Origin of the sequence: Mesorhizobium sp. BR-1-1-10 (assembly GCF_020165595.1) — a bacterium.
GTDB lineage: Bacteria > Pseudomonadota > Alphaproteobacteria > Rhizobiales > Rhizobiaceae > Mesorhizobium > Mesorhizobium australicum.
On sequence record NZ_JAIUIL010000007.1, the window covers coordinates 94,123 to 113,402 of the forward strand.

The window sequence follows — 19,280 nt, forward strand, 5'->3', positions numbered from 1 at the left end:
ATCCTGAAAAAAAGGACGATCTTATGCGCCGTGTCACATTCGATCTCGACGTGCTGAGGACTTTCGTCATCGGCATGGAACTGGGAAGTTTTGCCAGGGCAGCTGAGCGGCTTGGCCGCTCGACCTCCGCCGTCAGCGCGCAGCTGAAGAAACTGGAAGAGCAGGCCGATACGCCGATCTTCCGCAAGGCGGGGCGCGGCCTGTCACTGACCGAAGCCGGCGAGACGATGCTCGGCTATGCGCGGCGCCTGATCGAGCTCAATGACGAGGCAGCCCTGGCGATCCGCGACGTCGAACTGGAGGGCTGGGTGCGGCTCGGCCTGCAGGAGGATTTCGGCGAGGCCGTGTTGCCGGAAGTGCTCGGTCGCTTCGCTCGCGCCCACCCCAAGGTCCGGATCGAAGCACGGATTGGACGCAGCCACGAATTGGCCGAGCGTGTCCTTTCCGGCAACCTCGACATTGCGCTCGCCTGGCATGATGGCACGACGCTGCCGTATAGCCGGCATGTCGCCGACGTGCAGGCGCGCTGGATCGGCCCGGCGAAACCGATGGAGGCAGGTCCCCACGATGGCGAGGCGCTGCAACTGGTCGTGTTCGAGGCGCCTTGCCTGCTGCGCACCGTGGCGACCGAGACGCTGGATCGTGCCGGGCGGCCCTGGCGGATGGCGTTCTCCAGCCCCAGCCTTGGCGGCATATGGGCGGCGGTGGCGGCTGGCCTCGGGCTGACGATCCGCACCGATATCGGCCTGCCCGCGAATGTCCGGGCGCTCGCGCCCGGAATGCTCGGGCTGCCGCCGCTGCCGAAAATGGCGCTGCATTTGCATCAGAAGGATGCCGAGCTCGATCCGATCGCGGCGCGGCTGGCCGGCATCCTGCTGCAATCGGCGTTCGAAGCGTTGCCCGAGGGTGCCGAGATCAAAGAAAACCTGCTGAAAGTCGCTTAGCCGCAGCTCTCGGCGGAGGCGGTTGCCACCCTATCGTCAACGCTTCTTCGCACGGCCGGCGAACGGATTGTCCGAAGTGCGCAGCGCGATGCGGATCGGTACGCCCGGCATGTCGAAGGCTTCGCGCAGGCTGTTGGAGAGATAACGGACATAGCTTTGCGGCATCGCGTCCGGCCGCGAACACTGGACCACGAAGCCCGGCGGCCGGGTCTTGGCCTGGGTGACGTATTTGACCTTCAGCCGGCGCCCGGCGACGGCAGGCGGCGGGTGATGCGTCAGGATGGCTTCAAGCCAGCGGTTGAGCTTGCCGGTCGAAACACGGCTGTTCCAGACCTTGTGCGTCTTCAACACCGCATCCATCAGCTTGTCCAGGCCGCGTCCGGTCTCGGCCGAGACCGGCACGGCCTGGATGCCGCGCGCCTGCGGCAACAGCCGCTCGGTCTTCTCGCGCAGTTCGGCCAACAGTTCCTGCGGGTTGTCGATCAGGTCCCATTTGTTGAAGGCGATCACCGGTGCCCGGCCCTCGCGGATGATCAGATCGGCGATCTGCAGGTCCTGCTTTTCGAAGGGAATGGTGGCGTCGAATACGATGATGACGATCTCGGCGAAACGGATGGCGCGCAGGCCATCCTGCACCGACATCACTTCCAGCTTTTCGTGGATCCTGGCCTTGCGGCGCATGCCGGCGGTGTCGAACAGTTTGATGCGGCGGCCGCGCCAGTCCCAGTCGACCGAAATGGAATCGCGGGTGATGCCGGCTTCCGGTCCGGTCAGCAGCCGCTCCTCGCCGATCAGCGCGTTGATCAAAGTCGATTTGCCGGCGTTCGGCCGGCCGACGACGGCGATGCGCATCGGCTTGGTGTCGTCATAGGATGGCTCGGCGTCCGGATCGGCGATGTCCTCGCCGATCAGCACCTCGCTGGCGGCGGCGTCTTCGTCGTCTGTATCCTCGTCTTCACCGAAGGCGCGCGCCTCGCCGAGCGCTTCGATCACGGCGTCGCGTAGGTCGGGCATGCCCTGGCCGTGCTCGGCAGAAACCGGGATCGGTTCGCCAAGGCCAAGTTCCCAGGCCTCCAGCATGCCGCCCTGGGCGCCCTTCGCCTCGGCCTTGTTGGCGACCAGCACGACCGGCTTGCCGGATTTTCGCACGATCTCGGCAAAGGTCCTGTCATCCGGCAGCAGGCCGGACTTGGCGTCGATGGTGAAAAAGATCAGATCCGCCTCGCGGATGGCGATTTCGGTCTGCGCGCGCATGCGGCCCGGCAAGGTCGAAGCGCCGGCGTCCTCGAAGCCCGCGGTATCGATGACATCGAAATGCAGATCGTAAAGCTTGGCGGCGTGGACGCGGCGGTCGCGGGTCACGCCCGGCGTGTCGTCGACAAGCGCCAGCTTTCTTCCCACCAGCCGATTGAAAAGCGTCGACTTGCCGACGTTAGGTCTGCCGATGATGGCGACTTTGAATGTCATCCGACCCTACATCTTCCACGCATGTCGTGGTGCCAAACCGCTGCGCGCCTTGGGCAACGGGTCACGATGCGCTGCCCGACCCGCGGATCAGCTCGGACATCAAGGTCGCCCGCTCGCGCGTGTTGCGCGGGGCGCCATCATCGGAGGCGATCTGATCGAACAGCTTCAGCGCGTCCTGGGTCTTGCCTTCCTTCCAGGCGGCAAGGCCAAGCGCCTCGCGCGCGCTGTGGCGCAGCGTGTTGGTGTCCGATGTCAGCGCCTCGACGCGGCTCGACACGTCGGCGAAGGAGCCATGATCGACGAGCAGGAGCGCCGCCCTCAGCCGCGCCATGTCGCGCAGGCCCTGGGGAATGGCGGTGTCGGCGGCGACATCGTCGAAGTCCTTGACGGCGGCAGCGACGTCGCCCTTGTTGGCCTTGACGGTCGCGGCGCGCATGCGGGCGAGCAGCGGATAGGCGCCGTAGCCATCCTTTTCCAGCTGATCGAGCGCGGCCAGCGCGTCATCGTTCTTACCGTCATTGGCGAGCTTCAGCGCCTGCGAGAAGGCATCGCCGGAGCGATTGGCGCGCGTCTCGTCCCAATAGCGATAGCCGACGAAGGCCGCGGTGCCGAGCACCACAAGCACCGCAATGACAAGCAAGGCCGGGCCAAAACGGTCCCACAGCTTCTGCGCCTGCTCGCGGCGCATCTCATCATTGACTTCGCGAATAAAACTGTCGTCGGACATCAATCAAACCATTCCTGCCCCGGGCCGGGGCGGTTCATGAGCCCGCGTTTTAGCGAAATTTTGTCGGCATGGAAGGGGTTCGGCCGGAAAATCGGCTATTCCCGGGGCAAACAAATGTTTGTCCCCGGCAAACAACTGTTTGTCCCCCGGGCAAACCAATGTTTGTCCCCGGGGGCAAACCCACGAAAACCCAATCGCACCGGCGCCACATTTGCGCGATAGCCGGCTTGCCGACCACCCGGAGCCCGTGAATTTGCCGATGCCTTGTTTGTCCCGCGTTGTTTTGTTCTCGCTTGCCTCACTCGCCACCGCCGGCGTGGCCCTGGCCGATCCGCCCGCGCCACCAGCACCGGCAAGGCCGAAGCAGATCGTGATCATCTCCTTCGACAGCGCGCGCGACATCTCGCAGTGGAAGCGCAGCCGGGCGCTGGCCCAGCGCACCGGCGCGCATTTCACCTATTTCCTGTCCTGCGTCTTCCTGCTGTCGCCCGAGACACGCGGCCAATACACCGCGCCTGGCAAGACGGCGGGCAAATCCAACATCGGCTTCGCCGCCTCCAGGCAGGACGTGGCAGAGCGGCTGGAACAGATCGGCCTCGCCGCCCATGAGGGTCACGACATTGCCAGCCACGCCTGCGGCCATTTCGACGGCAAGGACTGGAGCAAGGCCGACTGGCTGAAAGAGTTCGCCTCCTTCGAGCACATTTTTGAGAACGCCTATGCGATCAACGGCATTGGGCCCGAACCCGAGGGCTGGCGGGAATTCGCGCGGCATGCGGTGGCGGGTTTCCGGGCGCCCTATCTGTCGACCGGCAAGGCGCTTTACGAGGCACTCCCGACAGCCGGTTATCGGTTCGACGCCAGCGGCGTTTCAATGGGTCCTGCCCTGCCGCCGACCGTTGGCGGCGTCACCCGCTTTTCCCTGCCGCAGATTCCCGAAGGGCCGAAATCACGGCCGGTGATCGCCATGGACTACAATCTGTACGTCCGCCATTCCGGCGGCTTCGAGCGGCCGAGCAACGCCGGCGAGTTCGCGGACCGGACCTATCAGGCGTTTCGCGCCGCCTTCGACGCGCAATATCGGGGCAAGCGCGTTCCGCTGGAACTCGGCTTCCACTTCACGCTGATGAATGACGGCGCCTACTGGAATGCGCTGGAGCGTTTTGCCGGCGAAGTCTGCGTCAAATCAGATGTCGAGTGCATCAGCTTTCGCGATTACGTCTCGCGGCAGGATGGCGGCCGGAAGCAGGCCTCCGTCGGCGGCTGAGCCGCCGACCGGCGTTTCGTCAGCGCATCCTCAAGCCGGATCCCCGGCCCCCTGCCTTGCCAGATAGCGCTGGTCGATATCGGGCAACGGCTCGCCTTGCAGCGTCGCCTCGAAGGCGCGCAGGCGTTTGTGCACCGATTGCAGCTCGACGATGGTCGACCATGAGGTAAGCAGGAACTGCAGCGAACCCGTCACCTTGCCGAACGCGTTCGATATCTGATTCAGCGCGCCGAACGTTATCTTGTGCGCGACCAGCGACGGGCCCAGGATCAGCAGCGAGAAAATGTTGTCGGCCTGAAGGTAGGTGTACCGGACGACGTTGAAATAGATGTAGTGGAAATAGAGCCGGAAATAATTGTGCCGGACATTGGCGAACAGCTCGGCGGTGGTGGCGGGTTGCGCCCTGTCCGCATGATCCTCGCCATAGACCAGTTCCTTGCGGTAAGCGGCTTCGACGCGCTGGTTTCGGAACTGCAGGCCGGGAAGCTTCATGCCGGCAATCATCACCGAGATCGTGCCGAACAGACACCAGGCAAGTGCCGCGACCACCAATGGCTGCGGGATCGCGCCGATGATCGGCAGTTCGCTGATGTGGGCCTGCAACTGGATCATCACCGGCAGGAAGGCGATCAGGGTCATGATCGACTGGACAAAGCTGGAACCGAGATCCTCCATGATCTGCGAGAACCGCATCGTATCTTCCTGGATGCGCTGCGAAGCGCCCTCGATATGGCGCAGCCTGCTCCAGTTCTCGATAAAGTAGTTGTTCATGGCTGTGCGCCAGCGGAAGATCCAGTGGCTGACGATAAAGGCGTTGACCACCTGCACGTTCATGCCGACCAGGGCCAGCCATGAGAAGTCGGCCAATCCGGTGTAGAACTCGGCGTTCGTCGACTTTCCGGTCCCCGACATCAGCCCCTGTACATAGTCGAAGAACGGGCCGTACCACGCGTTGACGGCGACGCTGACCTGCACGTTGAAATAGATGAAGAACAGGATGACCGCCGTCATCAGGATCGACCAGCGCTGCCATGGGTGCGGCGAATACCAACTCCAGAACGCGTAGAAGATGGCCACGCAAAGCGTGAAGTAGATATAAAACCAGAGGAATGGCTTCGATACGAGAATGGCGATGCCGATGATGGGTGGCGCTCCGGGAGCAGCAGGCGGCATGCCGAAAACCGCCCCCAATTGCTCCCCGCCGAAAAACCAGAACAGGATCGCCGCAAGGCTCCAGATGGCGGCCGAAGAGAAGAACAGCTTCGGCTGCGGGAAGAAGGATACGAACACTGTGGCGAATTCCTCGATCGATGCGCAAATCAGCAGGTTTGAGCCGGCATAAGGTCACACATTAGGGGGAAAGAAAATGCCTGCCCGATGCCGGTGCAGAGCAAGACCACAAATCATGGCGATTTTGGCGCAGCGGACCACGTGACGGCGCCGGAGGCGACCAGGACGGCCGCGGCGACGATCGAGGCGAGGAAGAAATCGCCCGATGCCTGCGCTAAAAGCCCGGCCGCGATCGGGCCGATGATCTGGCCAAGACCGAAGGAGGCGGTCATCAGGGCAAAGATGCGCCGGGGCGACGCAGGGGCCTGCTGCCGGGCGGCCTGCAGGCCAAGTGCCGTGATGGCAATGAACGTGCCGCCGAGCAGCACGCCGCCAAGCAGCGGCCCCATGCGCCCGCCGGTGGCGACGCTCGCGGTAACGCCGACAACTTCGACGAAACATCCCAAGGCATAGGCGGCATAAAGCCCGATCCGCGCCGCTATCTTCTGCCACAGCCAGACCGAAGGAAAACCGGCAAGACCGGCAACCATCCACACCATGGCCTCGAAGACGCGGCTGCCGCCGCCTTGGCGGACGATGGCGACGAGGAAGGTCGCCGTCACCACATAGCCAAAACCGAACAGGCCATAGGCGACGATCACCTTCATCAGCGACCGATCTTTCGGCAGCGCCGGTTCACGGCCGACCTCGCCATTGATGAGCGGACCCTGGTTCACCAGCAGCGCCACGGCGACGAAGCCGCCAGCCGAAATCGCCCCCGACCACAGCCAGCCCTGCGCCCAGCCGGCATGCTCGGTGACCAGCACCGTCATCATCGCCGCCGATATCGCTATGCCGAGGCCGACGCCGCCGAAATGCCAGGCCTGCAGGTCGCCGCGCCCGGCGGCCGCGATATGGCTGAAAACGATGCTGGCCATGAACACCATGACGAAAGCGCTCGCCAGACCGGCCAGAAAACGAATGGCGACGAAGGCGGCCATAGCGTCGGTCAGCCCCATCGAGGCGGCCAGCACGGCGCTGGCACCGAGGGCGCCCAGCATCAGCAAACGCTCGCGTCCATGTGCCCAGCTGCCCGCCGCCGCCAACGCGCCAACGAGATAGCCTAGATAATTCGCCGAGGCGATCCAGCCGGCATTGGCCGGCGACAGATGCAGTTCCTCCATCATGCCAGGCAGGATCGGCGTGTAGACGAAGCGGCCGATGCCCATGGCGACGGCCATGGCGATCATGCCGGCGAAGGCGTAACGCAGCGCTGTCGATTGGGGCGAAGTCATTGCAGTGCACAATAGATGTGCGAGCGGGTGAAACAATCCGCCTCGTGTTGGGCCAGTGCCCTGATCGCGATCGCGCGCTCAGCAGCGATCGCCGAAACCGGTGCTCGGTGAAACGGTCTCATACGCGGTCCGGCGCGCCGTCAACCGGAACGGCACATCACCGAGTTCGCGCTCCGACATTACACCCAGCGCGGGATGGGCAAGCGGATCGGTCAGCCAACTCAGCGTATCGAAGTCGCAGTCCGTGTCATCCGGCGAAGTGGCCGCGACCAGGGCCTTCAGCAACATGCTCAGCATTTCCGGCTCCATGGGCCTGTTTCCACCCATAAGGTCTGCCGTTTCGATATGTCTTTCAATTGAGATTTCGGCCGGACCGGTTTAGAAAATCTCAAATGGCCATGCTCAACCGCGTTCATCTCAACGGCCTTCGCGCCGTGGAAACCGTCGCCCGTCTCGGCTCGCTCGCCGCCGCCGCCGGCGAACTCAATGTTTCCGTCAGCGCCGTCAGCCAGCAGATCAGCCGCACCGAAAAACAGCTCGGCCAGGCACTGTTCGAGCGCACGACCAGCGGCCTCGTCCTGACCGAATTCGGCGCCGTCTTCGCGGCCCGCCTGGGCACTGGATTTCGCGAGCTTGCCCAGGCCGTGGCACTGGCCGACAAAGCCAGCCAGTGCACATTGGTCGTTTCGGCGGCACCGGCCTTTGCCTCCAAATGGCTGCTGCCACGGCTGTCGCGGCACTTCGACCGGCATCCCAACGTGCTGCTGCGTATCGACGCTTCAGTGCGGCTGGCCAATCTCGATCACTCGGACGTCGACATTGCCATCCGGCTTGGCGACGGCAAATGGCCGGGTGGAAAGGCGGAGCTGCTTTTGGCGCAGGAAGTCTTCCCGGTCTGCGCGCCCGGGATTGCCAGAAAACTAACGTCGATCTGCGACCTCGCCCAGACCTGCGCCATCACCGACGAGCGGGCGATGATCAACTGGGAAAGCTGGTTCGCGGCCGCCGGCGTTCAACCCGTTACCTTCCAGAAAGGCGCGAGCTTCACCGACCCGATGCTGTGCCTGGAATCGGCGATCGCCGGCCATGGCGTGATGCTCGGCTGGCAATTGCTGACGGCCGATGCGCTGGCCGACGGGCGCCTGGTGGCGCCGTTCGGAATTCGCGCCCAGAGCGGCCTCGGCTACTGGCTGGTGACCTCCGCCACCAAGGCCGAGAGCCGCAAGGTCCGGGACTTCATGATCTGGATCAAGGAAGAGATCGCGGCGACGATGGCGCGGTTCGGATCGTCGGTCGCGGAGCCCAGCGGCACGATCACGGTGGAAAGCACCGCGGCACCGGTCTATGTTCAATCGAACATCCCAAGACGACAGGCAGGATCATGACCACACATTCGCGCGGCGTTTCCGCAACGATCGACCCGGTGAAGCTCGACAGGCTGGCGGAAGTCGCCATCAAGGTGGGGCTGCAATTGCAGCCCGGACAGGACCTGGTGCTGACATCGTCGATCGCGGCCCTGCCGCTGACCAGGCGCATCGTCGAACACGCCTACAAGGCCGGTGCCGGGCTGGTGACGCCGATCTTCAACGATGACGAGATGACGCTGGCGCGCTACCGCTTCGGCGCCGATGCTGGCTTCGACCATGCCGCCGGCTGGCTCTACGAAGGCATGGCTAAGGCCTTCTCCAACAACGCAGCCCGGCTTGCCGTGCGCGGCGAGGATCCGTCGCTCCTGTCGGCGCAGGATCCGGCGAAGGTGGCGCGCGCCAACAAGGCCAATTCGATGGCCTACCAGCCGGCGCTGGAGAAGATCACCGGCTTCGACATCAACTGGAACATCGTCGCCTATCCGGATCTGGCCTGGGCCAGGCAGGTTTTCCCCGGCGATGCCGACGATGTGGCGGTCGCGAAGCTCGCCGACGCCATCTTCGCCGCCTCGCGGGTGGACGTGGAAGACCCGATCGGCAACTGGACGGCGCACAATGCGGCGCTGCGCGGCCGCACCGAATGGCTCAACGGCCATGATTTCCATACCCTGCATTTCGCTGGACCGGGCACCGACCTGACGGTCGGGCTGGCGGATGGCCATGAGTGGATGGGCGGCGCCTCGACCGCCAAGAACGGCATCACCTGCAATCCCAACATCCCGACCGAGGAAGTTTTCACAACTCCGCATGCGCGGCGCGTCGAGGGCCATGTCTCCTCGACCAAGCCGCTGTCCTACCAAGGCACGCTGATCGACGACATCTCGGTGCGCTTCGAGGGCGGCAGGATCGTCGAGGCCAAGGCGTCGAAAGGTGAGGACGTCCTGAAGAAGGTGCTCGACACCGACGAGGGCGCGCGTCGTCTGGGCGAAGTGGCGCTGGTGCCGCATTCCTCGCCGATCTCGGCCAGCGGCCTGTTGTTCTTCAACACATTGTTCGACGAAAACGCCGCCTGCCACATCGCGCTCGGCCAATGCTATTCGAAATGCTTCGTCGACGGCGCCTCGCTCAGCCCTGACGAAATCGCGGCGCGCGGCGGCAACAAGAGCTTCATCCATATCGACTGGATGATCGGGTCGGACAAGATCGACATTGACGGCGTCGCCAAGGATGGCAGCCGCGTGCCGGTGATGCGCAAGGGCGAGTGGGCCTGAGGGGTTCGGCGTAGGGAGGTCGAATGGCTTTCGACCTGATGGTCAAGCGGATTTACGAACCGCCCGCTGCCGATGACGGGCAGCGGGTGTTGGTTGACCGCATCTGGCCGCGCGGCGTCAGCAGGGAGCATGCCGCGCTGGCACTGTGGCTGAAGGAGATCGCGCCGAGCGACGACCTGCGGAAGTGGTTCGGGCACGAGCCGGCACGTTGGGCGGAATTTCGGAAGCGGTACGGGGCTGAGCTCGACGGGAATGGTGAGGCGGTTGCGCAGCTGCGCGGCTTGCTTGGCGAGGGCAAGGTAACGCTGCTCTACGGCGCGCATGATGAGGCGCACAATAATGCGGTGGCACTGGCGGAGTATTTGAGCGCGGGTTGAGGCGCTCGGACCTTCGCGAGCAGGCGGGACAGCGCCCTTCTGTCCTGCCGGACATCTCCCCACGAGGGCGGAGATCGGACGGCGCGACGCTTCCGCCTACTTCCCCACCGTCTGCTCATAAACCTCCGGCTTGAAGCCAACCACCACCCGATCGCCGATCTCCAGCACCGGCCGCCTGATCATCGTCGGCTTGGCCAGCATCAACGCTTTCGCCTTCTTCTCGTCGAGGCCTTGCTTGTCCGCCTCCGGCAGTTCGCGAAACGAAGTGCTGCCCTTGTTGAGCAGCTTTTCCCAACCGACCTTGCCGGCCCAGCCATTCAGCTTGCCAGCCTCGATCCCTTCGGCCCGATAGTCGTGGAAACGATAGGGAAGGTCATGGCTCTCCAGCCAGACGCGCGCCTTCTTGATCGTGTCGCAATTGGTGATGCCGTACATGGTGATCGTCAAAGTGCTCTTCCCTTGGGCTGACAGTCGAATCCGTTTCGCAGCCTAAAACCGCCCTTCCCGCTTGGCCAGCAGCTTGGTCAGCGTTGCCGGAAATTTGGCGCTTGCCAACACTAAGGCAATTACCTAAGTGTTTCTAATCGCTTTTTGACGACCCGGGACCGATCGATGACCAGCCTCCAGAGTGCAAATCCAAGCCTCCCGCCGATCGACGGCATTTTTCGCGCGCTTGCCGACCCGACGCGACGGCGCGTGGTCGAGCGGCTGAACAGGAGCCCTGCTTCGGTCAGCGAACTGGCCCAGCCTTTCGAGATGGCCCTGCCATCCTTCATCGACCATCTCAAGATTCTCGAAGGCTGCGGGCTGGTTCGTTCGCAAAAGACCGGACGGGTCAGGACTTACGAGCTTGCGCCTGAACCGTTGAAGCTCGCCGAAAGCTGGCTGGCCGAACAGCGTACAGTTTGGGAACGCCGCCTCGACCGGTTCGATGCCTATGTCATGACCCTCAAGGAGCAGGAAAAATGAGTTATTCCTTCGAGCCCGATCCCCGGCTGGACCTGACGCTGGAGCGCGTAATCGATGCGCCGCGCGAATTGCTTTGGCGAGCCTGGACGACACCTGAGCATGTCAGGCAGTGGTTCACGCCGAAGCCATGGCTGATCACCGACTGCGAGATCGACCTCAGACCGGGCGGCCTGTTTCGGACACGCATGCAGTCGCCCGACGGCAAGGAGGTCAGTGACCGCCACTGCTGCTATCTGGAAATCGTGCCCAACGAGCGGCTGGTGTGGACGGATGCGCTGCTGCCCGGCTATCGACCCTCGGGCCAGCCTTTCATCACCGCGGTCATTTCGCTCCATCAGGATGGCCAGGGTACGCGCTATACCGCCACAGCCATTCACCGTGACCAAGCCACCCGCGACAACCATGAAGAGATGGGTTTCTTCGACGGCTGGGGCACGGTGGCCGATCAACTTGCGCAGTATGTGAAGACGATTTGAACACTCCCAGCGGCCAGAGGATCGCTCTGGCCGCCGTGCACATTTTCAACCTTGCCGCAAAGAGAGCAAAGCTGGGAAGACCCGATTTCCGGCCTCAGTAGTAAAAGCGCTCTTCGGTGATCTTGCCGTTCTTGACCGTGTACAGGCCAACCTCATCCATGGTGACACGCTCGCCGGTGGCCTTGGGCGTTATGTCAAAGGTGAAGCGCACCGCGAATTGATCGCCGTTGACATAAGGGCCCTCGACCGAGCCGCCATGCACTTCGTGGTTCTCTTGCCACCACTGGCTTTTCTGCCTGAGGGCCTCCTTGCCGTGACTGACGGCCATCGGTCCCTCCATCGCTTCGTAGCTGGCGATATCGTCGGCATTGTATTTTTCGGCAGCACCTTCGTTGTTGCCCTGCTTGAGAAGTTCGGTGAACTCCTTGGCGATTTCCGTGACGGTCATTTTTGTTCCTCCTGTTCAGACGCATTGCAAGTAGGGAACCGCTTGCGGACCTGCCATCGCGGACAGGTCGATAGCTGACATGACCCTGTCAGGATGGGGTGTCGCGCGAACCAGCGGCCCCTTCGTTACATCGCAATCAGCGGCCAACGTTCCAGAAAATCATATTGCGTCAGCCCGCGCAGGCTGTGCACGAGAATGAACTCCCGCGCCACGAAGCTGATCGGCTCGATCGGCAGTTGTGGGATAAGTTTCTGGTCATAGGCAAGGGTCAGATGAGGGACGAACCCGTCTGACGCCTTGAGGCCTTGACGCAGCATTTCGGCGCCGAGATTCCCGCTCAGTTCACAAACCGGTCCGTCATCGGCCACAAGCACGAAGGGGTGCTTGGCCGGTCGGCCTCTTGTCGCCGGACGGCCAGGAAAGCTCCTGGCGTGGCGAAAGGTGATCTCAAAAGCAGGCATCACGACGCGCTGCCCCGATCGGGTGGCCGCAAAGATGATTTTCGACCGCAGCCGCTTGTAGTCCCCGACATGCTGCTGGCTGACATGAAAACGCTCCGGTATCAGCGGTGAGCCGGCTATGCCAAATTTGTGGCATAGTCGGCTTTGACAATCAGCAAACCGAGAATAATCCCCTGCCTGCAGAAACACGCCGAAGAAGACACGATCCGGTTTTTTGGGCCGCCTTGGCGGTTCTGGAATTCCGAAATCCAATTCGCCTTGGTACATTACCTATACGCTCGCCAAGGAACGCCTCCGTTCTGTTCTGGCACCCAGAACAAAACACGAACAATTCTCTGAGTCAAGTTCGAGTAACCGGACCCTAAAGCCCGGTGATGTCCTTGATCTCCGGAGACAGTGGATGACCCAGTCGGCATTTCGCGGCCACTGCCCGATTGCGTGGACGGGATAGACGTTTGAATGGATTCCGGCGAAAGTGCCGCGCCGACCGGCCACCATTTTCGATCCAACGAGGAACCCAACTCATGACCAACCCGACACATCTGCCCGCCGAAGGCTTGTTTGTCGGCCGCGCCAGGAGCGGCGATGCCTCGTACCCCCTGGTCGTCACGGTGCGCGACGACACCGTCTTCGACATCACATCCAGCGCGGCGCCCACCGTGCGTGACGTCTGCGAATTGGCCGACCCGGCCGGCCATGTGCGCTCGGCCAGGGGCAAGCCGATCGGTTCACTCGACGCCATCGCGGCCAACAGTTTCGAAGCCACGCGCGATCGGGCAAAACCCTTTCTGCTGTCGCCGGTCGACCTGCAGGCGATCAAGGCTTCCGGCGTCACCTTCGTGGTCAGCCTGCTCGAACGGGTGATCGAGGAACAGGCGCGTGGCTCGGCCGAGAAGGCCGACGCCATCCGCGCCGACATTGCGGGTCTGATCGGCCATGATCTTTCGAAGCTCAAGCCCGGTTCGCCAGAGGCGATGGAGATCAAGGCCAAGCTGATTTCGCGCGGCGCCTGGTCGCAATATCTGGAAGTGGGCATCGGCCCCGATGCCGAGATATTCACCAAGTGCCAGCCGATGGCCTCGGTCGGCTTCGGCGCCGATGTCGGCCTCCACCCGGTTTCGACCTGGAACAATCCGGAGCCGGAGATCGCCATGATCGCCGCCTCGAGCGGCAGGATCGTCGGCGCCACCATCGGCAACGACGTCAATCTGCGCGACGTCGAGGGGCGTTCGGCGCTGCTGCTCGGCAAGGCCAAGGACAACAACGCCTCGGCCTCGCTTGGCCCCTTCATCCGGCTGTTCGACGACACGTTCTCCACCGCCGACGTGAAGCAGGCCGTCGTGCGCCTGAAGGTCGAGGGCGAGGACGGGTTTTCGCTGGAGGGGGCAAGCTCGATGGCCGAGATCAGCCGCTCGCCGGAGGAGCTGGTTGCCGCGGCCATGGGCCCGCATCACCAGTATCCGGACGGGCTGGCGCTCTATCTCGGCACCATGTTCGTGCCGTCGAAGGATCGCGGCGAAAAGGGCAAGGGGTTCACGCACAAGGTCGGCGACATCGTCACCATCTCGTCGGAAAAATTCGGCGCGCTGGTCAACCGCGTGCGGCTGTCGCCCGATTGCCCGCACTGGACCTACGGCGCCAGCCATTTGATGCGCGACCTGGCCAAGGCCGGCCTGCTCTAAGCGGCTCTTTGGGGGCTTTCGCCCTCAGAGACCGCCCAGACGTGATCGGGATAGTCCGCCCGGCTGAGCTCTCGGCGACAATCATCCGACTGCCCGGGAAAAATCATCCCGACTGATGCGATCTGATGGGGTCGCTGATGGCGCCGCGTCAGGCGCCAACTACATCTGCAGATGGAGGCTTGCCATTCGTCGAAAAAGGGAATGCTCTTAGGCATCCGAGCGGCGCTGGCAAAAAGACGCAATCCGGCTGAAGCCGGAACAAGGGACGGATCATCTTCAACCGGGAGGAAATCAAATGCTGACGAGACTAAGACTTGTGCTCTACGGCCTGCTGATCGCGCTGACGGTCATTCCGGCAGCCGCGCAGGCCAAGACGTTCTACTGGATTTCACATGGCGGGCCGGCCGACCCGGTCTGGACCTACTTCCTCGCCGGCGCCAAGCAATGGGCCAAGGACACCGGCAACACCGTCAACACGTCGTTCCACAATGGCGACGTCGCCTCGCAGCAGGAGGCGGTCCGTGCCGCCCTCTCGGCCAAGGCCGACGGCATCGTCACCACCAGCCCCGATCCGGGCAGCCTGGTCGAGATCGTCAAGGAAGCGCGCGCGGCCAACGTCCCGATCATCAACTTCAACACGCCCGATCCCAAGGCCAATTTCAACGCCTATGTCGGCGGTGACAACGTCACTTTCGGCAAGCACTGGGCGCAGTATCTGGTCGACAAGGGCCTGGTGAAGAAGGGCGACTTCGTCTGGATGCCGGTCGAGATCCCCGGCGCCACCTACGGCGTGCAGGAAGAAGAAGGCATCAAGAGCGTCTTCGGCCCGCTCGGCATCACCTATGAAGTGACCGAAGCGACGCTCGACCAGGCCGAGGTGATCAACCGCATGGTCGACTACCTCACCGCCCACAAGGGCAAGGTTAACGCCATCATCGGCCTGGGCGACCTCGTAACCGGTTCGATCAAGCGCGTGTTCGACCAGGTCGGCGTCAAGCCGGGCGAAATCCCGGTCGTCGGCTGGGGCAACTCGCTCGACACCACCCAGGAAGTGCTGAACGGCTATGTCAATGCCGGCCAGTGGCAGGATCCGCAGGCGACCAGCTATGTGGCGCTGTCGCTCGCCAACATGGCGGCCAGCGGCATTCCTCCGGGCTTCAACGTCATCACCGGCGCGCTCTATGAGAAGGACACCGCGGCGGTCTACGACAAGATCCTGTCCGGCAAATAATCCGCGATCCCCTGGCGCCGCGCGTTTTCGCACGGCGCCAGATATCTTCCTGCGCCGTGGCATGCCACCCGATGCGGTGGAGCTCGCGGCCCGTCCCAACCATGTCGCGGGTTCCCAGTGGAAAATCATTCGCTCATCCAACGCCTGATCGCGCGGCCGGAATTCGGACCTTTCATTCTGCTCATCGTGGAGATCGCCGTTTTCTGGGGTTTCAACCACGACTTCCTGTCGCCGCAGAACATCTCCAACACGCTGGCCTTCACGGTCGAGCTCGGCCTGATCGCGCTGGCGATGACGCTGTTGATGACTTCGGGCGAATTCGACCTCTCCGTCGGGTCCCTGTTCGGCTTCTCGCCCGTGCTGATGTGGACGCTGTTCAATGCTGGCGTCACCTCGCTGGAAATGGGCTTCCTTGTCGCGCTGGTGGTTGCCGCCTTGATCGGCCTGGTCAATGGCTGGTTCGTCACGCAGCTCAAGATCCCGTCCTTCCTGGTGACGCTTGGCATGCTGCTCGTGGTGCGCGGCAGCGCGCTTTTCATCACCGACGGGTTTCCGCAGCGCACCTGGAGTGCCGAGGGCAGCTGGCTGGCGGAGGCTCTGGTCGGCGACTTCTTCATCGGGCCGTTCCGCATCTACATGTCGCTGTTCTGGTTCATCGCCGCGGCGATCGCGCTCGGCTTTGTCCTGACGCAAAGCCGGACAGGCAACTGGATCCAGGCGGCGGGCGGCAATCCCAACGCGGCGCGTGCCCGCGGCGTCAATGTCAATCGCGTCAAGGTCGGCCTGTTCGTCCTGTCGTCGGTCATGGCCTCGCTTGCCGGCGTCATCTCCTCGCTGCGCACATCCGCCGCCAACCCCAACAGCGGCACCGGCTACGAGCTCGAGGTGATCGCCATGGTGGTGATCGGCGGCACCGCACTCACCGGCGGGCGCGGCACCATCATCGGCACCGTGCTCGGCATCCTGATCCTGCGCGTGATGCGCAACGGCATCGTGCTGATCGGCGTGCCCGGCCTTGCCTACAACATCTTCATCGGCGCGATCATCCTTGGCATGATGGCGCTGCATTCATGGCTGGAACGCCGGCACCAGGCGGGGACTTGAACCATGGCCGAGCCATTGATCCGCATGCACAACATCCGCAAGTCCTATGGCCGCGTGCAGGCGCTGGTGGACGCCAATTTCCATGTCAACGAGCGTGAGATCGTCGGCCTTCTGGGCGACAATGGCGCCGGCAAATCGACGCTGATCAAGGTTCTCTCCGGCGCGGTGCCGCTGACCAGCGGCGATATTTTCATCCGCGGCAAGAAGGTCACCTTGCGCGATACCAGCGACGCCATCGCCCACGGCATCGAGACTATCTACCAGGACTCCGCCCTGGTCACGCAATTGTCGATCGCGCGCAACCTGTTCCTGGGTCGAGAACCGATCAAGCCGCCGCGCTTCCTCAACCGCATGGACCAGGACGCCATGAACACGGTCGCCCGCGATCTGCTCAAACAGGTCGGCATCTCCAAGAACATCCCGCCGACGACGCCGATCGGCTCGCTCTCCGGCGGCGAGCGCCAGGCGGTCGCGATCGCGCGCGCCATGCATTTCGACAGCGACCTGATCATCCTCGACGAGCCGACCAACAACCTCGGCGTGGCCGAGACCCAAGGCGTGCTCAGCTTCGTGCGCAACGCCCGCGATTCCGGCCACTCCTGCATCTTCATCGCGCACAACATCCACCATGTCTTCCAGGTGGTCGACCGCATCGTCGTCATGCGCAGGGGCAAGGTGGTCGCCGACGACATCGATCCGAAGACGACAACCGTGACGGAAGTCGAGCGCATCATCACCGGCATGTCGGACAAGGACATCCGCGACGCCCTCGCCGACGGCAAGCCGGCGCACTGAGGACGTACGAAGCGACGTGTAGGGTTGCGGCATGAAGGCTACCGTCTCCGACATCGCCAGGAACTGCGGGCTGTCGACCGCGACGGTCGACAGGGTGCTCAACAACCGGCCCGGAGCGAGTGCCGCCAACCGGCAACGCGTCATGGAGGCCGCCAAGCAGCTCGGCTATCTGCCGGTCGCCGACCAGGTGACGCTTCCCTCGAGGCCCGCAAACCTGGAATTCTTCCTGCCGATCGGCTCGAACGACTTCATGCACGACCTGGCAAAGCACATCGAGGACTACGCCTCGCGCCTGCCGCTGGTGGCGTCCTGCCGGATTCACAATCTCGCCGGTATCTCGCCCAATGCCTTGCAGACCGCGGTCGAAAAACTGTCGCTGCGCGCCAACGGCGTCGGTGTCATCGCGGTCGATCATCCCAGGACGCGCAACATCCTGCGCGACATGGTCGAGGCCGGTATCCGGCTGGTGACGCTGGTGTCCGATATTCCGGCCGCTCCCCGCTCGGCCTATGTCGGCATCGACAACCGCGTGGCGGGGCGGGCGGCGGCACTTTTGATGGGACGCTTCCTGGGTGGCCGCGAGGGGCAGCTGGCGATGGTCGTCGGTTCGCGTTCCTATCGCGGCCATGAAGAGCGCGAGATGGGCTTCCGCTCCGTGCTTGGCGAGGAGTTTCCCAACCTCACCGTCAGCAGCGCCGTCGAGATCAATGACGAGCCCGACGCCAGCTATGCCGCAACCATGAAAGCGTTGCGCAACGAGCCGGAACTGCTCGGCATCTATTGCGTCGGCGCCGGGCGCTCCGGCATTGCCAAGGCGATCCGGGAAACCAGGCCCAACCGCAAGCCGGTCTTCATCTGCCACGACCTGACCAGGGAGACACGCGGCTACCTCGTCGACGACCTCGCCGACGTCGTCATCGACCAGAACGCCAGGCTGATTGCGGAGCAGTCGGTGATCCAACTGCTCGGCTCGATCGCATCATCGGCGCCCTATCTCACCCGCAAATTCATCGAGCCGCGACTGATCTTTCGGGAAAACGTACCCGTGCAGTGAGATCCCGCATCTCCTGGGGAACCTGACCGCCCCTGCAAATCTGCACAGCAGCTATGCACAATTCATTGTTGCCGAATCATTGGGCAACTCGTACGTTCTGGTTGTCGGCCATCTACTCCTCCCAGATGCGATGCCGACGCTGAATGGGGTGCACCTCCTCCCGCGCCACATTCGAAATCGAGCCCGCTGCCACCTCCTCCCGGCAGCGGGCTTTTTTCGTTCAGTCAACGGGAAATAGCGTGCTGCCTATAGGGCAGCAGACATCGTTTCGGTCACGCGACCGCAAAATCACCAGCAGCCACGGCAATACTTAACCGGCGGCAGTGCCCCGGAAGGAAACGATCAGTCCTTCAGCCATCCGCACGAACTGCGTGCTCGGGCCCTCGGCACCGACGGTCTGCACGCTGACCCGCGCACCTTCAAACAGCAGCGACAGCGTATCGGCGAGAAGCTCGGCCTGGCCGATGCCGGCATCCCGGCAGAGCCCGACCAGGCGTTCGCGCTGGGCTTCCTTGAGTTCCTTGATGACGCGCCTTGCCGGATGATCGGGTTCGGTCAGCTCGGCGGCGGCGTTGGCCATGTCGCAGCCACGGCCGTCGGTGTTGAGCATGGCGGCGGCCTTGCGAACCCAGGCATGAAGTTGAGCGAGTTTGTCACCCGGATGCTCGGCCTCGAACGTTTCCCACATCGCGCCAGCTTTCAGTGCGTTGGCGCGCAGGCATTCGACGATCAGTTCGTCCTTGGATTCGAAGTGACGATAGAGCGTCATCTTGTTCGTGCCGGCAGCCTCGGTGATGGCGTCGACGCCGACGCCCTTGATGCCGTGCTTGTGGAACATGTCACGCGCCGTCTCCAGAATCCGATCCCGGGGACGAGAGCGCTCCACGACGCCATCTGTCATCATGATCTCCTTTCGTTTCCAAAAAACCCTCGGCCACCTCTTGACTAGGGTGTTACCGGTCTGTAACTTCCTGAATGTTACTTACTGGTAACACCTATATCGTCCGTCGTCAATAACAAGGTCGTGAACTGGTCCTACCAGATCGAGATGGACGAAAAGATTGCCAATCATGCGG

Annotated in this window: 21 protein-coding genes; 12 read left to right on the top strand and 9 right to left on the bottom strand. The window is 63.2% G+C overall.

Annotated elements, in window-relative coordinates; genetic code table 11:
• Positions 1-23: 23 nt before the first annotated feature.
• Positions 24-944 carry a LysR substrate-binding domain-containing protein gene (locus LB555_RS16780; protein WP_015318860.1) on the top strand — a complete coding sequence of 307 codons (921 nt, stop codon included), beginning with the start codon at positions 24-26 and terminating at the stop codon, positions 942-944.
• A 36-nt stretch (positions 945-980) separates the two neighbouring features.
• On the opposite strand, the gene der is transcribed toward LB555_RS16780, so the two are convergent.
• A complete protein-coding gene (gene der / locus LB555_RS16785) occupies positions 981-2,411 on the bottom strand; it encodes a ribosome biogenesis GTPase Der (protein WP_015318861.1) in 1,431 nt (476 codons plus the stop codon).
• Positions 2,412-2,472: 61 nt separating this feature from the next.
• Positions 2,473-3,138, bottom strand: a complete 666-nt coding sequence (locus LB555_RS16790; RefSeq protein WP_015318862.1) for a tetratricopeptide repeat protein — start codon at positions 3,136-3,138, stop codon at positions 2,473-2,475.
• A 259-nt stretch (positions 3,139-3,397) separates the two neighbouring features.
• Between LB555_RS16790 and LB555_RS16795 the strand changes: the two genes are divergently transcribed.
• Positions 3,398-4,405 (top strand): polysaccharide deacetylase family protein, encoded by a 1,008-nt coding sequence (locus LB555_RS16795; protein WP_224683299.1) that lies wholly within the window; start codon positions 3,398-3,400, stop codon positions 4,403-4,405.
• 30 nt (positions 4,406-4,435) lie between these two features.
• Here LB555_RS16795 and sbmA read toward each other — a convergent pair whose 3' ends face one another.
• The 3 genes from sbmA to LB555_RS16810 form a co-directional block, all read right to left on the bottom strand.
• Positions 4,436-5,695 carry a peptide antibiotic transporter SbmA gene (gene sbmA, locus LB555_RS16800; protein ID WP_015318863.1) on the bottom strand — a complete coding sequence of 420 codons (1,260 nt, stop codon included), beginning with the start codon at positions 5,693-5,695 and terminating at the stop codon, positions 4,436-4,438.
• Positions 5,696-5,808: 113 nt separating this feature from the next.
• Entirely contained in the window at positions 5,809-6,969 is a 1,161-nt protein-coding gene (locus tag LB555_RS16805; RefSeq protein ID WP_140715068.1) for a YbfB/YjiJ family MFS transporter, read from the bottom strand.
• Between the two features lie 78 nt (positions 6,970-7,047).
• Entirely contained in the window at positions 7,048-7,278 is a 231-nt protein-coding gene (locus LB555_RS16810; protein ID WP_224683300.1) for a hypothetical protein, read from the bottom strand.
• An 83-nt stretch (positions 7,279-7,361) separates the two neighbouring features.
• Between LB555_RS16810 and LB555_RS16815 the strand changes: the two genes are divergently transcribed.
• From LB555_RS16815 to LB555_RS16825, 3 genes are read left to right on the top strand one after another with little or no spacing between them, the layout of a single operon-like run.
• Positions 7,362-8,354, top strand: a complete 993-nt coding sequence (locus LB555_RS16815) for a LysR substrate-binding domain-containing protein (protein WP_224683301.1) — start codon at positions 7,362-7,364, stop codon at positions 8,352-8,354.
• Complete coding sequence (locus LB555_RS16820) at positions 8,351-9,607, top strand: aminopeptidase (RefSeq protein ID WP_224683302.1); 1,257 nt, start codon at positions 8,351-8,353, stop codon at positions 9,605-9,607. The genes LB555_RS16815 and LB555_RS16820 overlap by 4 nt, the downstream gene beginning before the upstream one ends.
• Before the next feature lie 23 nt (positions 9,608-9,630).
• Positions 9,631-9,984 (top strand): DUF488 domain-containing protein, encoded by a 354-nt coding sequence (locus LB555_RS16825; RefSeq protein ID WP_015318868.1) that lies wholly within the window; start codon positions 9,631-9,633, stop codon positions 9,982-9,984.
• A 96-nt stretch (positions 9,985-10,080) separates the two neighbouring features.
• Here the strand turns inward: LB555_RS16825 and LB555_RS16830 are convergent, their stop codons facing one another.
• Positions 10,081-10,431, bottom strand: a complete 351-nt coding sequence (locus LB555_RS16830; protein WP_041163511.1) for an ArsC family reductase — start codon at positions 10,429-10,431, stop codon at positions 10,081-10,083.
• A 165-nt stretch (positions 10,432-10,596) separates the two neighbouring features.
• Between LB555_RS16830 and LB555_RS16835 the strand changes: the two genes are divergently transcribed.
• Complete coding sequence (locus tag LB555_RS16835; protein WP_015318870.1) at positions 10,597-10,953, top strand: ArsR/SmtB family transcription factor; 357 nt, start codon at positions 10,597-10,599, stop codon at positions 10,951-10,953.
• The gene (locus LB555_RS16840) at positions 10,950-11,429 is read left to right on the top strand and encodes an SRPBCC family protein (protein ID WP_224683303.1); all 480 of its coding nucleotides are present in this window, start codon (positions 10,950-10,952) and stop codon (positions 11,427-11,429) included. Before LB555_RS16835 ends, LB555_RS16840 begins: the two co-directional genes overlap by 4 nt.
• A 94-nt stretch (positions 11,430-11,523) precedes the next feature.
• On the opposite strand, the gene LB555_RS16845 is transcribed toward LB555_RS16840, so the two are convergent.
• Both LB555_RS16845 and LB555_RS16850 read right to left on the bottom strand, forming a co-directional pair.
• On the bottom strand, positions 11,524-11,877 hold the full coding sequence (locus LB555_RS16845; RefSeq protein WP_015318872.1) for a SnoaL-like domain-containing protein: 354 nt from the start codon (positions 11,875-11,877) through the stop codon (positions 11,524-11,526).
• A 125-nt stretch (positions 11,878-12,002) separates the two neighbouring features.
• Positions 12,003-12,605: a 2'-5' RNA ligase family protein gene (locus tag LB555_RS16850; protein ID WP_140715078.1), complete on the bottom strand. Its 603-nt coding sequence runs from the start codon at positions 12,603-12,605 to the stop codon at positions 12,003-12,005.
• Between the two features lie 257 nt (positions 12,606-12,862).
• Here LB555_RS16850 and LB555_RS16855 point away from each other — a divergent pair, with 257 nt between their 5' ends.
• From LB555_RS16855 to LB555_RS16875, 5 genes are all read left to right on the top strand, one after another.
• On the top strand, positions 12,863-14,020 hold the full coding sequence (locus LB555_RS16855; protein WP_224683304.1) for a fumarylacetoacetate hydrolase family protein: 1,158 nt from the start codon (positions 12,863-12,865) through the stop codon (positions 14,018-14,020).
• Between the two features lie 295 nt (positions 14,021-14,315).
• Positions 14,316-15,251, top strand: a complete 936-nt coding sequence (locus LB555_RS16860; protein ID WP_015318875.1) for a substrate-binding domain-containing protein — start codon at positions 14,316-14,318, stop codon at positions 15,249-15,251.
• Between the two features lie 117 nt (positions 15,252-15,368).
• Entirely contained in the window at positions 15,369-16,355 is a 987-nt protein-coding gene (locus LB555_RS16865; protein WP_140661452.1) for an ABC transporter permease, read from the top strand.
• Positions 16,356-16,358: 3 nt separating this feature from the next.
• The gene (locus LB555_RS16870) at positions 16,359-17,150 is read left to right on the top strand and encodes an ATP-binding cassette domain-containing protein (RefSeq protein ID WP_015318877.1); all 792 of its coding nucleotides are present in this window, start codon (positions 16,359-16,361) and stop codon (positions 17,148-17,150) included.
• A 31-nt stretch (positions 17,151-17,181) separates the two neighbouring features.
• A complete protein-coding gene (locus LB555_RS16875; RefSeq protein WP_224683305.1) occupies positions 17,182-18,204 on the top strand; it encodes a LacI family DNA-binding transcriptional regulator in 1,023 nt (340 codons plus the stop codon).
• Between the two features lie 310 nt (positions 18,205-18,514).
• Here the strand turns inward: LB555_RS16875 and LB555_RS16880 are convergent, their stop codons facing one another.
• On the bottom strand, positions 18,515-19,105 hold the full coding sequence (locus LB555_RS16880; protein ID WP_015318879.1) for a TetR/AcrR family transcriptional regulator: 591 nt from the start codon (positions 19,103-19,105) through the stop codon (positions 18,515-18,517).
• Positions 19,106-19,280: the final 175 nt, after the last annotated feature.

Excerpts from the sequence above, each read along its gene's own strand:
- LB555_RS16780 (WP_015318860.1), top strand. The coding sequence starts at position 24 with ATGCGCCGTGTCACATTCGATCTCGACGTGCTGAGGACTTTCGTCATC.
- der (WP_015318861.1), bottom strand. The coding sequence starts at position 2,411 with ATGACATTCAAAGTCGCCATCATCGGCAGACCTAACGTCGGCAAGTCG.
- LB555_RS16790 (WP_015318862.1), bottom strand. The coding sequence starts at position 3,138 with ATGTCCGACGACAGTTTTATTCGCGAAGTCAATGATGAGATGCGCCGC.
- LB555_RS16795 (WP_224683299.1), top strand. The coding sequence starts at position 3,398 with ATGCCTTGTTTGTCCCGCGTTGTTTTGTTCTCGCTTGCCTCACTCGCC.
- LB555_RS16805 (WP_140715068.1), bottom strand. The coding sequence starts at position 6,969 with ATGACTTCGCCCCAATCGACAGCGCTGCGTTACGCCTTCGCCGGCATG.
- LB555_RS16810 (WP_224683300.1), bottom strand. The coding sequence starts at position 7,278 with ATGGAGCCGGAAATGCTGAGCATGTTGCTGAAGGCCCTGGTCGCGGCC.
- LB555_RS16815 (WP_224683301.1), top strand. The coding sequence starts at position 7,362 with ATGGCCATGCTCAACCGCGTTCATCTCAACGGCCTTCGCGCCGTGGAA.
- LB555_RS16820 (WP_224683302.1), top strand. The coding sequence starts at position 8,351 with ATGACCACACATTCGCGCGGCGTTTCCGCAACGATCGACCCGGTGAAG.
- LB555_RS16825 (WP_015318868.1), top strand. The coding sequence starts at position 9,631 with ATGGCTTTCGACCTGATGGTCAAGCGGATTTACGAACCGCCCGCTGCC.
- LB555_RS16835 (WP_015318870.1), top strand. The coding sequence starts at position 10,597 with ATGACCAGCCTCCAGAGTGCAAATCCAAGCCTCCCGCCGATCGACGGC.
- LB555_RS16840 (WP_224683303.1), top strand. The coding sequence starts at position 10,950 with ATGAGTTATTCCTTCGAGCCCGATCCCCGGCTGGACCTGACGCTGGAG.
- LB555_RS16845 (WP_015318872.1), bottom strand. The coding sequence starts at position 11,877 with ATGACCGTCACGGAAATCGCCAAGGAGTTCACCGAACTTCTCAAGCAG.
- LB555_RS16850 (WP_140715078.1), bottom strand. The coding sequence starts at position 12,605 with ATGTACCAAGGCGAATTGGATTTCGGAATTCCAGAACCGCCAAGGCGG.
- LB555_RS16855 (WP_224683304.1), top strand. The coding sequence starts at position 12,863 with ATGACCAACCCGACACATCTGCCCGCCGAAGGCTTGTTTGTCGGCCGC.
- LB555_RS16860 (WP_015318875.1), top strand. The coding sequence starts at position 14,316 with ATGCTGACGAGACTAAGACTTGTGCTCTACGGCCTGCTGATCGCGCTG.
- LB555_RS16870 (WP_015318877.1), top strand. The coding sequence starts at position 16,359 with ATGGCCGAGCCATTGATCCGCATGCACAACATCCGCAAGTCCTATGGC.
- LB555_RS16875 (WP_224683305.1), top strand. The coding sequence starts at position 17,182 with ATGAAGGCTACCGTCTCCGACATCGCCAGGAACTGCGGGCTGTCGACC.
- LB555_RS16880 (WP_015318879.1), bottom strand. The coding sequence starts at position 19,105 with ATGACAGATGGCGTCGTGGAGCGCTCTCGTCCCCGGGATCGGATTCTG.